15 protein-coding genes are annotated in these 15222 nt (G+C 37.9%); 11 read left to right on the plus strand and 4 right to left on the minus strand.

What is annotated here, in order from left to right; genetic code table 11:
• The first annotated feature begins 64 nt into the window (after positions 1-64).
• Positions 65-514 (plus strand): 3-hydroxyacyl-ACP dehydratase FabZ, encoded by a 450-nt coding sequence (gene fabZ / locus J9537_RS07395; protein ID WP_010744779.1) that lies wholly within the window; start codon positions 65-67, stop codon positions 512-514.
• 59 nt (positions 515-573) lie between these two features.
• Here fabZ and J9537_RS07400 read toward each other — a convergent pair whose 3' ends face one another.
• Both J9537_RS07400 and gap read right to left on the minus strand, forming a co-directional pair.
• On the minus strand, positions 574-1323 hold the full coding sequence (locus J9537_RS07400) for a peptidylprolyl isomerase (RefSeq protein WP_218257287.1): 750 nt from the start codon (positions 1321-1323) through the stop codon (positions 574-576).
• A 154-nt stretch (positions 1324-1477) separates the two neighbouring features.
• The gene (gene gap / locus J9537_RS07405) at positions 1478-2488 is read right to left on the minus strand and encodes a type I glyceraldehyde-3-phosphate dehydrogenase (RefSeq protein ID WP_088932521.1); all 1011 of its coding nucleotides are present in this window, start codon (positions 2486-2488) and stop codon (positions 1478-1480) included.
• 245 nt (positions 2489-2733) lie between these two features.
• Between gap and obgE the strand changes: the two genes are divergently transcribed.
• The 8 genes from obgE (at position 2734) to J9537_RS07445 (ending at position 11455) form a co-directional block, all read left to right on the plus strand.
• Positions 2734-4047, plus strand: coding sequence for a GTPase ObgE (gene obgE / locus J9537_RS07410; protein ID WP_010744782.1), 1314 nt, complete (start codon positions 2734-2736; stop codon positions 4045-4047).
• A gap of 721 nt (positions 4048-4768) precedes the next feature.
• A complete protein-coding gene (locus tag J9537_RS07415) occupies positions 4769-5503 on the plus strand; it encodes a winged helix-turn-helix domain-containing protein (RefSeq protein ID WP_010744783.1) in 735 nt (244 codons plus the stop codon).
• A 225-nt stretch (positions 5504-5728) separates the two neighbouring features.
• On the plus strand, positions 5729-6274 hold the full coding sequence (locus tag J9537_RS07420; protein ID WP_010744784.1) for a DUF456 domain-containing protein: 546 nt from the start codon (positions 5729-5731) through the stop codon (positions 6272-6274).
• A 90-nt stretch (positions 6275-6364) separates the two neighbouring features.
• Entirely contained in the window at positions 6365-7288 is a 924-nt protein-coding gene (rnz, locus tag J9537_RS07425; protein WP_218257288.1) for a ribonuclease Z, read from the plus strand.
• Positions 7289-7332: 44 nt separating this feature from the next.
• On the plus strand, positions 7333-8121 hold the full coding sequence (locus tag J9537_RS07430) for an SDR family NAD(P)-dependent oxidoreductase (RefSeq protein ID WP_218257289.1): 789 nt from the start codon (positions 7333-7335) through the stop codon (positions 8119-8121).
• Between the two features lie 8 nt (positions 8122-8129).
• Positions 8130-8558 carry a LapA family protein gene (locus J9537_RS07435; RefSeq protein ID WP_218257290.1) on the plus strand — a complete coding sequence of 143 codons (429 nt, stop codon included), beginning with the start codon at positions 8130-8132 and terminating at the stop codon, positions 8556-8558.
• Between the two features lie 90 nt (positions 8559-8648).
• Positions 8649-10928, plus strand: coding sequence for a single-stranded-DNA-specific exonuclease RecJ (gene recJ, locus J9537_RS07440; protein ID WP_218257291.1), 2280 nt, complete (start codon positions 8649-8651; stop codon positions 10926-10928).
• 14 nt (positions 10929-10942) lie between these two features.
• Positions 10943-11455 (plus strand): adenine phosphoribosyltransferase, encoded by a 513-nt coding sequence (locus J9537_RS07445; protein ID WP_218257292.1) that lies wholly within the window; start codon positions 10943-10945, stop codon positions 11453-11455.
• Between the two features lie 176 nt (positions 11456-11631).
• Here the strand turns inward: J9537_RS07445 and J9537_RS07450 are convergent, their stop codons facing one another.
• On the minus strand, positions 11632-11898 hold the full coding sequence (locus J9537_RS07450) for a hypothetical protein (RefSeq protein WP_010744790.1): 267 nt from the start codon (positions 11896-11898) through the stop codon (positions 11632-11634).
• Positions 11899-12000: 102 nt separating this feature from the next.
• The gene (gene lexA, locus J9537_RS07455) at positions 12001-12624 is read right to left on the minus strand and encodes a transcriptional repressor LexA (protein ID WP_010744791.1); all 624 of its coding nucleotides are present in this window, start codon (positions 12622-12624) and stop codon (positions 12001-12003) included.
• Between the two features lie 132 nt (positions 12625-12756).
• On the opposite strand from lexA, the gene J9537_RS07460 reads away from it, so the two are divergent.
• Both J9537_RS07460 and tkt read left to right on the plus strand, forming a co-directional pair.
• Positions 12757-12999, plus strand: a complete 243-nt coding sequence (locus J9537_RS07460) for a DUF896 family protein (RefSeq protein WP_218257293.1) — start codon at positions 12757-12759, stop codon at positions 12997-12999.
• A 92-nt stretch (positions 13000-13091) separates the two neighbouring features.
• Entirely contained in the window at positions 13092-15086 is a 1995-nt protein-coding gene (tkt, locus tag J9537_RS07465) for a transketolase (RefSeq protein WP_218257294.1), read from the plus strand.
• Positions 15087-15222: the final 136 nt, after the last annotated feature.

Raw genomic sequence — 15222 nt, forward strand, 5'->3', positions numbered from 1 at the left:
CCTTGATTAAACTGTAAGAATATGATAGTTTGATAATCAAATAAAATATTCATAGAGGTGCAAAATGGAGAAAATTATGACTGTCGAAGAAATAATGGCTGCGATTCCAAATCGCTTTCCCATTTATTATTTAGATGCTGTTACAGAGTTCGAGGATGAAAAACATATCACCGCCGTCAAAAATTTGACGATGAATGAAGACTTTTTCCAGGGATATTTTCCAGGGGAGCCAATAATGCCAGGAACCTTGATTGTTGAAGCGTTAGCTCAAGCAGGATCCTTGCTAATTTTAAAATCAGCGGCTTTTGAGGGGAAAACTGCCTACATTGGCGGTATCAACAATGCAAAATTTTTAGAATTTGTTCGACCAGGAGACACGCTATTTTTGAACTTTGATATTCAAAAAGTGAAGGGACCAGTAGGCACTGCTAAAGCATGGGCAACAGTGGAGGATAAAGTGGTAACTGAATGTGAATTCACTTTTATTGTGGGAGATAAGGAACAGAAAAAATAGAAATTACAAAGAAAGAACCAAAAGCTCTAAATGAAGAGTTTTTGGTTCTTTTGCTACTACTATTTTTTAGGTTCTTGCAAAACTTTTACTTCTGTTACTTTGACAGGGTTCACTGGTGTAGATTTCTCACCAGAATCACTATCTTTGACCTCACCATTTGCGATTTTATCAACAACGTCCATGCCTTCAATTACTTGACCAAAGACTGTATACTCGCCATCTAATTGAGGGGCGCCGCCTTTTTTGTATTGCTCAATGATTTTTTCTGGATAATATTGAATCGCTAAGCCATCACTAACATCTTCATTATTGGTTACAATGAAGAATTGGCTCCCATTGCTGTTTCGAGATTCTGCACGTGCCATGGAAAGTGCGCCACGAATATTATAGAGCTGTTTTGAATCTTCTGTCTTGAATCCTTTTTTCCAAATACTTTCTCCACCGGTGCCATCCCCTTTAGGATCGCCACCTTGAATCATGAAGTCTTTAATCACACGATGGAAGGGGGTATCCTTATAGTAGCCGTCCTTTGCGTGCTTCACGAAATTTTCTACCGCTTTTGGCGCTTGCTTAGGGAAAAGCTTGATTTTAACATTTCCTTCAGTTGTTACAAGTTCCACCAAATACTCATCATCAGTTACTTTGTCATTTAGCTGAGGGAGCTCCAGTTTGTTTAAGTCTACACTAGATTCAGTAGTTTTTGCGGCACTGTCCTTTGTATCTTTCGTAGAGTTATCGCTTCCGCAAGCTGCGAGTAAGCCGATTGATAAAGCAAGAGTTGCACCAATCATTAATTTTTTGAATTGCATAGTATTCTCCTTTTGAACTTATTATCATTCTTATGATAACAAACTTTTAACTCACTTCCTATGAAAAATCAGTGACTTTTGCTTCAAAAATTTTATTAAATAAGGGCAATAAAAAAAGGAGATCTAAAAGATCTCCTAAAAATTGAGCAAACTTTTATAAGTTAGCAAATTTTTCTAACAAGCGAATCATTTGGCAAGTAAAACCATATTCGTTGTCATACCAAGCAACTGTTTTAACCAATTGGTAGTCGCCCGCTGAAGTTACTTCAGTTTGAGTTGGGTCAAAGATTGAACCTTGAGTTGTACCGATAACATCACCAGAAACGATTTCACGATCATCATAACCAAATGATGGGTTATCAACGGTGTGTTTTTTGATTGCTTCGTTTACTTGGTCTGCAGTTACTTTAGTTTTAAGTACAGAAACCAATTCAGTCAATGAACCATCAACAACAGGAACACGTTGAGCATGACCTTGTAATTTTCCATTCAATTCTGGAATTACTAAGCCGATTGCTTTAGCAGCGCCAGTTGAATGAGGAATAGTGTTGTCTGCAGCAGAACGTGCAGCACGTAGATTTCCGCCTTTAACTGGTCCATCAAGTAACATTTGAGTAGATGTGTATGCGTGAACAGTTGTCATTGTACCAACTTCAATCCCAAATTCTTCATTTAAGAAATAAGCCATAGGTGCTAAACAGTTTGTTGTACAAGAACCAGCAGAAATAATTTTATCATTTGAATCTAGAGTATCATCATTTACGTTATAAACGATTGTTTTCATTTGTCCAGCAGGAGCTGAAATAACGACGCGTTTTACACCAGCATCTAAGTGAGCTTGTGCTTTTTCTTCAGATGTATAGAAACCAGTACATTCTAGAACGATGTCAACACCGTTTTCTTTTACCCAAGGGATTTTGCTTGCATCTGGTTCAGCATATACACGAGTTTTTTCGCCGTCAACAACGATTGAATCTTCTGTTGCAGTAACTGTTCCAGGGTATGTGCCATGTGTTGAATCAAATTGTAATAATTGTGCCAACATTGTAGGACTTGTTAAATCGTTGATTGCTACTACTTCAATATCGTCAGACACTTCTTTGATTCGACGGAAAGCCAAACGACCAATACGTCCAAATCCATTAATACCTACTTTTACTGTCATAACCAAAAGTTCCTCCTTTTTATATCAAGCAAAGCTTGACGCCTTACATTTTTTATTGTGCAACGCATCAAAATTTTTGTCAAAAGATAATACTTGGAAGCAAAAAAACGCGAGAATTCAATAATTTTTTTAAGCTTCTATCAATAAGAATGGACTTTTTCGTTCAATCTAGCTACAATATACAAGACTTTGTTTAGTGTGGAGATTCAGTAGTCAATAATATATAGAGATAAGGAGGACACCAAATGTCCATGTTTTTAGATCAAGTAACCATTGATGTCAAAGCCGGTAAAGGCGGGGATGGGATGGTCGCCTTTCGTCGAGAAAAATATGTTCCAGATGGCGGCCCTGCAGGCGGTGATGGCGGCCGCGGTGGCGATGTCATTTTAGTCGTTGATGAAGGACTGCGTACATTAATGGATTTCCGTTATAATCGCCATTTCAGAGCAACTCCAGGTGAAAATGGAATGAGTAAAGGAATGCACGGTCGAGGTGCAGAAGATACTTATGTGAGCGTGCCGCCGGGGACTACTGTTCGCGACGCCGACACAGGAGCTTTGATCGGTGATTTAATTGAAAACGGTCAAGAGTTGATTGTTGCACACGGTGGAAGAGGAGGAAGAGGAAATACTCGTTTTGCCTCCCCTCGGAACCCTGCGCCTGAGTTAGCCGAAAACGGCGAACCCGGACAAGAGCGAAATATAGAATTAGAATTGAAGGTTTTAGCGGATGTCGGATTAGTTGGTTTTCCATCTGTTGGAAAGTCAACCATCCTTTCTGTGATTTCATCTGCACGTCCTAAAATCGGCGCCTATCACTTTACCACATTAGTTCCTAACTTAGGGATGGTTACTACCAGTGATGGTCGCAGCTTTGCAGCGGCCGACTTACCCGGCTTGATTGAAGGAGCCTCTCAGGGCGTTGGTTTAGGTACGCAATTCTTACGCCATATCGAACGTACGAGAGTCATTCTACATGTAATCGATATGAGTGGAATGGAAGGCAGAGATCCTTATGAAGATTATCAAGCAATCAATAAGGAGTTAAGCACACACAATTTACGTTTATTGGAACGTCCACAAATTATTGTTGCGAATAAAATGGACATGCCCAACGCAGAAGATAATCTGAAAGAGTTCAAGGAACAGCTTAAGAAGGATAAGGAAGATGAATTCGCGGAGGATATTCCAGTTTTTGCTATCTCAGCCATTACAAAACAGGGATTAGACAATTTACTGAACGCGACGGCTGACTTATTAGAAGTTACACCAGAATTTTTATTATATGATGAAGAAGTTGAAGAAGATACTGTAAATTATGGATTCCAATCCAATGAACCAGAGTTTACTATTACTCGCGAACCAGATGCTACTTGGGTATTAAGCGGAGAGAAATTAGAAAAACTCTTCAAAATGACGAACTTTGATCATGATGAAACAGTTATGCGTTTTGCGCGTCAACTTCGTTCCATGGGAGTGGACGAAGCTCTACGTGCTCGTGGAGCTAAGGATGGAGACCTTGTCCGCATAGATAAATTTGAATTCGAGTTTGTTGACTAAGTATTCAGAAACAATACTAATAACTTATAAAAGTGCTGCAAGTCATTTTGCAGTACTTTTTTGTGTGCTGAAAATAAAATGAAAGTGTTTTTAATTATCGATAATTGACGTGTTTCTCGAAAATCCGGGATAAAGGTTTGCTAAAATATTAATTTATTTTTAAGAGAAATTTTTGATTGAAGAATTTTGACAAGTTAAAAAAACATAATTCGAAATTCTTGATAATAAATCGGTGTTATTTTTACTGTTATTTATCTATATTTTTTCACAAACATTTTACGAACTATTTCGACACTATCTCGATTTGAAAATAGTTAAAAAATTTAATTGAATTTTTCATGAATTATATTGAACAGAAAATGAAAGTTAGGTATACAGGGATGAAAACGATACTCATCTTACGTTATCAATTTATTTTGTTAATAAAGCCCCTAAAAAAATACGAATGTTATATGTTCTAAATTTTTATGAATGATTGAAAAAAGTGTTGTTTAAAAATGATAATTGAATTATTTTATCTAGGAAAAGTTTTTTTAACCCAAAAATTTTATCAATAATTCTAATTGTGAGTGGTGAAATATAAGCTTTTCGGTAGCGCTCGAGTGAATGGCAGTGTAAACTAACAGTGTAAGAAGTAATAATTATATTGTTAATTAATAAAACTTTCCTTACGCAATTTGTCGGAAACTTATTTTTAATAATAAAAAAGGGGAATAATGTGATGCAAGTATTAATTTTAACGCACAATATCTTAGTTGAGAGACCTTTAGTTGAAAAACTACAACGATTAAACATTGAAGTTTTAAGTTCAGCTAAATTACTAACGATGCTCCAAGCAAAACAAGTGCCATTAGAAGTAATGAACTTTTTTGATGTATTAATCGTTAGTGAAACAATTTCTGATCAGGAACTAACTGTCATTCTTGAAGAAGTTGGCGAGAAGTTCACGATTATCCGTGAAACTGATCGGATGCCTCAAAAAGAGGAGAAATCAGAATGGGAATCACAAGGCGTTGATGAGTGGTTACTTGAAGACGAAACACTTAGCGGGTTAAGAGAGAAACTTGCTGAGAAAACGTTAAAGGAATCTGTTTATTCAATTGGTTTTGGAATGAGAACTCAAAAAGAAGAAAGCGAAAAGGAAAAACGTCCGATCCCATTATGGAATTTGACTCGTTCAGAACGTGAGATGTTAAGTACTTTAATCTCTACTAAAGAAGCTCCAATTAGCCGAAATGATTTAGCTGTTAAAATTTGGGGTGATAGTGATTCAGCAAGTCACATGACACGTCTATCTACTATAATTAAACATTTGCGGAATAAACTGAAAATTGATGGTGTAGAATACGATGTTATTCGTACAAATTGGGGCGAAGGATATCAATTATCCAAAGTATTCTTTGATCACTATGTAGTTGATGATCGTATTATGGAAGAAATTAAAACTGGAAATTAGTTTTACAGTGAATGAAAACAGGTATCCTCCTTTGTTTCCAAAAGAGGGTACTTGTTTTTTTCTATTGTTAATCAATGAATTTATAGATAAAAACCAAAAGTTCAACTGAGCTTATTGAAGTAACGTTGTTTACATAATTTAATTATGCGGATAAAACTCGTTCTGTTTTCCAAAACCCTTATTTATTGCTAAACTAAAGTCAAAAGAATAAGGGAGCGATTTTAAATGGAAAAACGAGTAATCATTATGAATTTTGATGTAGAGTCCAAGGCGTACGAGGCGTTTTCTAAGGCTAAACGTCTTCATATGAACAAGTCTTTTAAAGGCGAACAAATGGCAGTAGTCCATCATTCAGATGACGGTGAACACAAATTTGAAATTGAAGACTTTTTAGACTTTACTGGCAGCAACAAAAGTTCAACGGGTGGGTTGATCGGTATGATGGTTGGAATACTTGGCGGCCCCATCGGTATTTTGCTCGGCTGGTTTACCGGCGGAATGATCGGAGCTACTCAAGACGCGAAAGAAGTTCGAGAAGCTACGGGAGTATTTGAATTTTTGATAGATAAAATTGGTGAAGGTGATACCGCCTTATTGTTAATCGCTGAGGAAGAAGATAATCGCCCTTTAAATCAATTAATTATGATGGAATTAGGCGGCGAGATCACACGTTTGGAATACGAAGAAGTTGAAGCAGAAGTGAAAAAGACTCAAGAAATGGCGAAAGCATCAAAAGAAAAGGCTGAGAAGGAAGATAATTCTGAAAATTAATCGGTTCGAATGAGTTTTTTCCTATTTAGATTGCGGAAAGCTAGACTTTCTTCTAGAATAATAATAGTTTGATAGAAAGTCAGGAGAAATATGGAACTAGAATTTTTAGGAACAGGCGCAGGTGTGCCTGCGAAACATCGAAATGTCAGCAGTCTTGCATTGAAATTGCTAGATGAGCGAAATGCCATTTGGTTATTTGACTGCGGCGAGGGAACTCAAATGCAAATTTTACGAACAAACATTAAACCTCGAAAAATAGAAAAGATCTTTATTTCTCATTTACATGGGGACCACATTTTTGGTTTGCCTGGATTATTGAGTAGTCGCTCCTTCCAAGGTGGCGAGGAACCGATTATTATATACGGTCCTGCTGGTTTAGAAAAATATGTGCGTACATCCTTACAGGTAACAAAGACTCATCTGGCTTATCCGTTAGAATTTGTCGAGTTGAAAGAGGGCGTAATTTTCAAAGATAAGCAATTTACTGTGGAGTGCATGTTGCTGGATCATGGAATTGAAAGCTTTGGTTTTCGTGTAACAGAAGCAGATCACGAAGGCATGCTTCAGGTAGACAAACTTGCTGAATTAGGCATTCCTGCTGGTCCAATATACGGAAAATTGAAACAAGGCCAAACCGTCACATTGGCAGATGGCCGGACGATAAACGGAAAAGATTTTGTTGGTGAAAGTAAACACGGACGAGTGGTCACTATTTTTGGTGATACTCGGTTCACAGCTAGATCTAGCGAATTTGCGAAAAACAGTGATGTGGTTGTTCACGAGAGCACCTTTAATAAAAATGAAGCAAAACTCGCACGCGCGTACTTCCATTCAACGACGCAGCAGGCAGCATCAATTGCGAAAGAAGCAAAGGCAAGAAAACTTATGTTGACGCATATTTCTGCAAGGTATCTTGCGAAGGAAGCAAAGGAATTGGAAGCCGAAGCACAGGAGATTTTTCCCAATACGCAGCTTGCGCGAGATTTCGACATCATTGATATTCCATTTTCATAGCTTTTAAAATTTTTACCCAAATTATAAAGAAAGAAGGTTAACTCATGGATTTAACAGATAAAGTTGTCGTTGTGACCGGTGGCTCAGCCGGTTTAGGCGAACAGATTTGTTACGAAGCAGCAAAACGTGGTGCAATCGTCGTTACTTGTGCACGTCGGATTAACTTAATTGGCCAAGTAAAGGAACATTGTAGTGAATTAAGCGGTAAGGCTGCATATGCCTTTCAATTAGATATCTCAGATCCAGATAGTGTAGAATCAGTGATTGAAAAAATATCAGATGAAGTCGGTGAAGTGGATGTTTTAGTGAACAACGCTGGTTTTGGTATGTTCGAAAACTTCGTAGATTTTGACTTAGAGATAGCGAAAAATATGTTTAATGTCAATGTTTTAGGTATGATGTACTTTACTCAAAAAATTGCGATCGCCATGGTGAATAATAAACAAGGACACATTTTTAATGTCGCATCAATGGCTGGGAAGATGGCGACTCCTAAATCAACGGTTTACTCGGCAACGAAATTTGCGGTTCTTGGCTTTTCTAATGCTTTACGTTTAGAATTGCGTCCGGCAAACGTTTTTGTCACAACAATCAACCCTGGGCCAATTGCAACAGAATTTTTTGATAAAGCAGATCCAAGCGGAAGTTATTTAGAAAACCTAGGTGGAATTGTCCTAGACCCGCATAAGCTGGCAAAGACAATCGTCAACAAAATGGGGAAACCGACTCGTGAAATCAATCGTCCACTAATAATGGAAGGAGCAAGTCGCTTTTATGGGTTGTTCCCACAAATTGGGGATTTTTTAGCGGGTGGATTATTTAATAGGAAGTAGGAAGGCATATGAAAAAACAATGGAAAGTACTACTAGGATTTATTTTAGTTTTGCTGATTGTGATCTTTGCCCTTTCTAATAGTCAGGAAGTTCCGGTTAATTTCTTGATTAAAAAAATCTATTTATCATTAGTTTTAGTCATTATCGGCTCTGCTTTGATTGGAGCTTTGGTTGTTCTATTAACTTCTGGTGCTACCTTATTTCAACAGCGCAAGGAAATCAAACAGCTTAAAGAAACAATTCAGGGGTATGAAACGAACAATGAACAAAAGTTAGAAGAAGAAAAAGCGGCTTATCAGCGAGAAAAAGAAAACGAGATAGCTGTGCTAAAGGCTAACTACGAAAGCTTACTGAAAGATAAAGATCAAGCATTAGCGGCAATGGAGAATGGACAGTCAGACAAAAAAAACAATCCACCAATTGATTACTATGATTGAGAAAGAAGACTTTAGTTGCGAAACTAAGGTCTTCTTCTCTTTCTTGTCTGATTTTTTTTTGCTATACTGATACGGTTGGGAAGTGATACAGTGAAAAAATCAAGCTTCGATTGGCAGTTCAGAGAATCTAGTTCAATTGATTCAACTTTTAAAGCGGAACTAGCGAATCAAGGATACAGTGAGACATTTGCTGAACTATTATGGAATCGAGATATACATACGTTAGAAGCTTTCAAGCAGTTGATGAAGGCAAATATCGATGATCTACACGATCCTTTTTTAATGCATGATATGGATAAGGCCGTTGATCGGATTCAGATTGCGATTATGGAAGGACAGCCTATTTTAATATATGGTGATTATGATGCAGACGGGATCACCAGCACTTCGATCATGTTAGAAACCTTAGAAATGATTGGCGCAAACGTACAATATGTTTTGCCGAATCGTTTTATTCATGGTTATGGTCCGAACAAAGAGCTTTTTGCTGAAAAAATCAATGAAGGTGTCCAGTTAATTCTCACTGTCGATAATGGAGTGGCTGGAAATGAAGCTATTGAATTTGCTAATTCTCAAGGGGTTGACGTAATTGTTACGGATCATCATGAGATGCCGCCAGTTTTACCAGATGCGTATTGTATTATCCATCCTCGTCATCCAGAAGGCAGTTATCCCTTTGGTGAACTAGCTGGAGCAGGCGTGGCCTTCAAGTTAGCTACGGCTCTATTAGAAGAAGTTCCTTTAGAAATGCTGGATTTAGTCACTATAGGTACTGTCGCCGATTTAGTTTCAATGACTGGAGAAAATCGGAATTTAGTAAAATTAGGACTGCAGGCAATCAAGCAAACACAACGTTTAGGTTTACTAGAATTATTAAAAGTTAGTTCAGTTGATTTACAGAAAGTTGATGAAACGAGTATTGGTTTCAGTTTGGGCCCACGATTAAATGCGATCGGTCGATTAGGAGACCCAAATCCAGCAGTAGAGTTGATGACTACCTTTGATGATGAAGTCGCTCAAAACTTAGCTGAAAAATTAAATAAAATCAATGAAGATCGTAAAACGATAGTCCAAGAAACTACTGCTGAGGCTCTCGCCTTAGTCAATCCTGGTGATGCTGTCCATTTAATTGCAAAAGAGGGATGGAATCCAGGTGTTTTAGGAATCGTTGCCGGAAACATTCTAAAGCAAACGGGACGTCCGACAATTGTTCTGTCTATCGATGAAAACGGTGTAGCAAAAGGTTCTGGTAGAAGTATTGATGCGTTGGATCTATTCAGCATGTTAAACACGATGCGTTCTGAATTCACTCATTTTGGCGGTCATGCTGCTGCAGTAGGATTAACTATGCCATCAGAAAACATAGATACCTTAAGAAAAATGATGAATGATTACATCGCTGCACAGAAAATCGATTTGACCAAGGGGTCTGTTTTGTTGATTGATAAGTCTTTAGCATTATCAGAAATCAATCTGAAATTCGTTGAAGAATTGAAGAAACTAGCTCCTTTCGGAACAGATAATCCAGCGCCTAATTTTTTAGTGGAGGGGCATGTAGATTCTTTTAAACAAATCGGCAGTGAACAACAGCACGTCAAATTTTCATTGAAGAATGAAGAGAGTCAATTAGATGCTATCGGATTTGGTTTTGGCAAGGACAGTGAAGAAATTCAACAACCAGATACACGCTTTATCGGTGACTTAGAGATCAATGAATGGAATGGTAAGAAGAAAGTACAGCTTCGTTTGATTGATTTTGCTTCTGAAGGACTTCAAGTGATTGATCGTCGAGCAAAATATACCTGGAATGAAAGAATAGAAAACGGTCGAATTCTGTATTTGGCCTTCCAATCAACTAGTCAGAAATTTTTCTCCAAAGAATTACAGGAGTCGATTACTTTATATAATCCAGCAATCGAATGGTCAAATTATGATCAACTAGTTGTATTAGATTGTCCTGACCATAAGGAACTATTAAAAGAAATTTCAACTACCGGAAATTTTGAACGAATCTATCTTTATTTATATAGTCCAGATGATGCGTATTTGAATGGCTTGCCTACTCGTGATCAATTTACTAAGCTATATAAATTCTTTATGAAGCAGCCGCGTGTAGACATTCGATTTAAATTGAAATTTGTTTCGAATTATTTAAGAATTCCAGAAAAATTATTAGTATTCATGATTCACGTGTTTTCTGAGTTGAAATTTGTTACAATAGACGACGGCGTTTTACAAATGGTCGAGTCTCCACAGACACGTGCATTTGAAGAGAGTGAGATTTATCAAAGTCGTATCTCTCGTATTGATAGTGAAGAATTTTTACTGATGAATGATATTCAAACAATTAGAAATTGGCTGAAAAGCTAGGAGGAACAACCAAAATGAATTTGAAAGATTATATTGCCAGTATTCCGGATTATCCAAAAGAAGGAATCATTTTCCGCGACATTTCGCCATTAATGGCTGATGGTGAAGCGTACCGTGAAGCTACTAAACAAATTGTTAACTATGCAAAAGAAAAACAAATCGATATGGTCGTGGGTCCAGAGGCACGTGGATTTATCGTGGGCTGTCCAGTTGCTTTTGAATTAGGCTTAGGTTTCGCTCCTGTCCGTAAACCAGGAAAATTGCCTCGCGAAGTAATTGAAGTCGAATATGAGAAAGAGTATGGCACCGATACCTTAACAATCCACAGTGATGCGATCAAGCCTGGTCAGCGTGTATTAATTACAGATGACTTATTAGCTACTGGTGGTACAATTAAGGCGACAATCGAATTAGTTGAAAAACTTGGGGGAATTGTTGTTGGTTGTGCTTTCTTGATCGAGTTGGAAGAGTTGCGTGGACGAGATAAAATTAAAGGATACGATATTTTAACCTTAATGGACTACTAATAATCAGAAAAATAGGTTATTCCAGAAGTAATTTCTGCAATAACCTATTTTTGGAAGAAGTGGGTATGACAAACATCTTGTCATACCCACTTCTTTTAATAGTTCTATAAACCAAATGAACTGTGTTTTACCAACAAAAAAAGCTGTTAGATTTCTCTAGCAGCTCGTATAGTAAGTTAAGCAGACTTATGATAATGATGGTCATAAGTCACATAATAAAAATCTTCAGCAGGTTCTTTATAATAAATGTCTTCTTCAGTATCTTCTTCATCAGAGTAACGTTCAGCATAGTGTTGTGCATATTTGCGCTCATCCCATAACATAAACCAAACGAGGAACAAACCAGAAAAAATGACGATCGTAGCTAAAGAACCTAACTTACCAATCAATAATCCTAGTAACAATACAGCGATAATCAAACCAAATCTTCTTACTGCTTTCATCAATAATCACTCCTAATAAATACGCGAACGTGTGTTTGTATATTCATTATACGAATGTTTGTTCGATTTGTAAAGAAAAAAATAATCGGAAATGAATTCCGATTAATAAATATGATTGCGGTACAAGCCAACGACTTTTCCAAGTATGGATACATTGTCAAAAATTAACGGCGCTAACTCATCATTTTCAGGTTGTAAACGGATATGATCCGATTCTCGATAGAATCTTTTACAGGTCGCTTCATTCTCGTCAGTCATCGCTATCACGATCTCACCATTTGTCGCTGTCGATTGCTTTCTGACAATTACATGATCCCCATCATAAATTCCAGCGTTGATCATACTTTCACCGCGAATTGTCAGCATAAACAAGCTGCCTTCTTCGCTAGATAGATCCGGAGGAACCGGGAAGAAATCTGATGCTTCTTCAACAGCTAATATAGGTTCACCTGCAGTAACGACTCCCAACATTGGAATAACCTGAGGTGTCGCTCCGATTTTCTCTAATCCTGTAATGGTTAATTCGATTGCTCTTGGTTTTGTTGGGTCTCGTTGAATCCAACCCTTTTTTTCTAATCTGGATAAATGGCCATGAACAGTAGATGTAGATGAAAGATTCACAGCTTCTCCAATTTCTCTAACAGTGGGTGGGTAACCTTTATCTTCAACGCGTTCATGAATGAAACGTAAAACTTCTAGTTGTTTTGTTTCCGTTCGTTTTGCCAATGCCCGCACCTTCTTTCGTTTTTTTTAGTGTAGCATAGTTATTGCAACAAATCAAACAAGCGTTCGTATTTGTTTGTGCTTTCAACTTATTTTTTTTTATGTATAATTAAAGAGGGAAAAGAGGTGCTTAAGATGATTAATGATGAAACAATTGCACGGATCAACGAATTAGCTAAGAAAAAGAAAACAGAGGGCTTAACTGATGCAGAGGCACACGAACAGAAGGTTCTTCGCGAAGAATACATTTCTTCATTCCGTAGTGGCATGCGACATCATATTGAAGGGATGAAGGTTGTCGATCCAGAGGGAAACGATGTAACCCCCGAGAAATTAAAAGAGATTCAAAAGAAAAAAGGATTGCACAACAGAAAGTAAATCTTTTGTTGTTAAGTGATTGAAAAGTCAAAATAAATCGGTTACAATGAATCTGTAATTAAAGTATTTATGACCAAAAAGGAGGAAGTAATTTGTTCGACAATATCGATCAACTAGGTGTAAACACAATCAGAACGTTAAGTATTGAGGCAATCCAAAAAGCAAACTCAGGTCATCCAGGGTTACCAATGGGTGCGGCACCGATGGCCTATGCTTTATGGACTAAACATTTGAATGTTAATCCAGCGACTTCATTAAACTGGCCAAACCGCGACCGTTTTATTTTATCGGCAGGTCATGGGTCTGCAATGCTGTACAGCTTGTTACACCTTGCAGGCTATCAGGTAACGATTGATGATTTGAAAAATTTCCGTCAATGGGAAAGTAAAACACCAGGACACCCAGAATTTCATCATACTGATGGGGTTGAAGCAACTTCAGGTCCTTTAGGTCAAGGTATCTCAACTTCTGTCGGAATGGCAATGGCCGAAGCACACTTGGCTGCGACATACAACCGTGACAGCTTTAACGTTGTGGATCACTACACCTACGCACTATGTGGCGATGGGGACTTAATGGAAGGCGTTTCCGGCGAAGCAAGTTCAATGGCAGGTCACATGAAGCTTGGCAAATTAATCGTTTTATATGATTCAAATGATATTTCTTTGGATGGCCCTACTTCAAAGGCATTCACTGAAAATGTTGGTGCACGCTACGAAGCTTATGGTTGGCAACATATCTTAGTAAAAGACGGCAATGATTTAGAAGCCATCTCAAAAGCAATTGACGAAGCAAAAGCTGAAACTGAAAAACCTACATTAATCGAAATTAAAACAGTCATTGGTTTTGGTTCACCTAAAGAAGGGACTTCTGCAGTCCACGGAGCTCCTCTCGGTCAAGAAGGAATTGACGTGGCAAAAACTGTTTATGGCTGGGAATATCCTGACTTTACTGTTCCTGAAGATGTTGCCAAACGTTTCAAAGAGCAAATCAATGATAAGGGCGCGAAATCAGAAGCAGAATGGGATGCGATGTTCGAAAATTACGAAAAAGCTCATCCTGAGTTAGCGAAGCAATTTAAAATGGCCTTTGCAGGCGATTTACCTAAAGACTGGGAAAAAGCTTTGCCAGTTTACGAAGAAGGTACAGCTCAAGCGAGTCGCGTGTCAAGTAAAGATGCAATTCAGGCAATTGCAAAAGCAGTTCCAAACATTTGGGGCGGATCAGCTGACTTGTCTGGTTCAAACAACACGACAATTGCTGATGAAGCTGAATTCCAACCTGAATCTTACGAAGGTCGCAATATTTGGTTTGGTGTTCGTGAATTTGCAATGGCAAGTGCTATGAACGGTATTCATTTACATGGTGGTACCCGTGTATACGGCGGAACATTCTTCGTCTTTACCGACTACCTTCGCCCTGCCGTTAGAATGTCAGCGATTCAAGGATTACCAGTTATTTATGTATTGACGCATGATTCTGTTGCTGTTGGGGAGGATGGCCCAACACATGAGCCAATCGAACAATTGGCTAGTGTTCGTTGCATGCCAAATGTCCAAGTCATTCGTCCTGCTGATGGTAATGAAACTTCTGCAGCATGGATTCAAGCATTAGAAACAAAAAATAAACCTACTATCTTAGTTTTAAGTCGTCAAAACTTACCAGTCTTGCCAAACAGCAAAGAAATGGCTAAAGATGGAGTCGCTAAAGGTGGCTATGTCATATCTAAAGCTGAATCAAACACACCGGATGGTATTTTGATCGCAACGGGCTCTGAAGTAAATCTAGCTGTTCAAGCACAAAAAGAATTAAAGGCTCAAGGGAAAGATGTTTCTGTAGTTTCTCTTCCAAGCTTTGATCTATTCGAAGCACAAGATGAAGCGTACAAGGAATCCGTTTTACCAAAAGCAGTAACAAAACGCGTAGCAATTGAAGCTGCTTCGCCATTTGGCTGGGAACGTTACATTGGCTCAGAAGGTAAAATGATCGGAATCAATCATTTCGGAGCCTCTGCACCTGGTGATTACGTACTAGAACAGTTCGGTTTCACTGTTGAAAATGTTGTAAATACATTTAACGAACTATAATCATTTTTTTCATTTAAAATGAAAAAGCTGAACAGAATTTCTGTTCAGCTTTTTTTCTTTATCTTACTGGCTTTTAAAGCATTTTTTACTAACTGCGCTTACATAATTTCTCTTAGGAAGATAAAAATGTTTATTC

The organism is Enterococcus raffinosus (genome assembly GCF_019175485.1).
Taxonomy (GTDB): domain Bacteria; phylum Bacillota; class Bacilli; order Lactobacillales; family Enterococcaceae; genus Enterococcus_A; species Enterococcus_A raffinosus.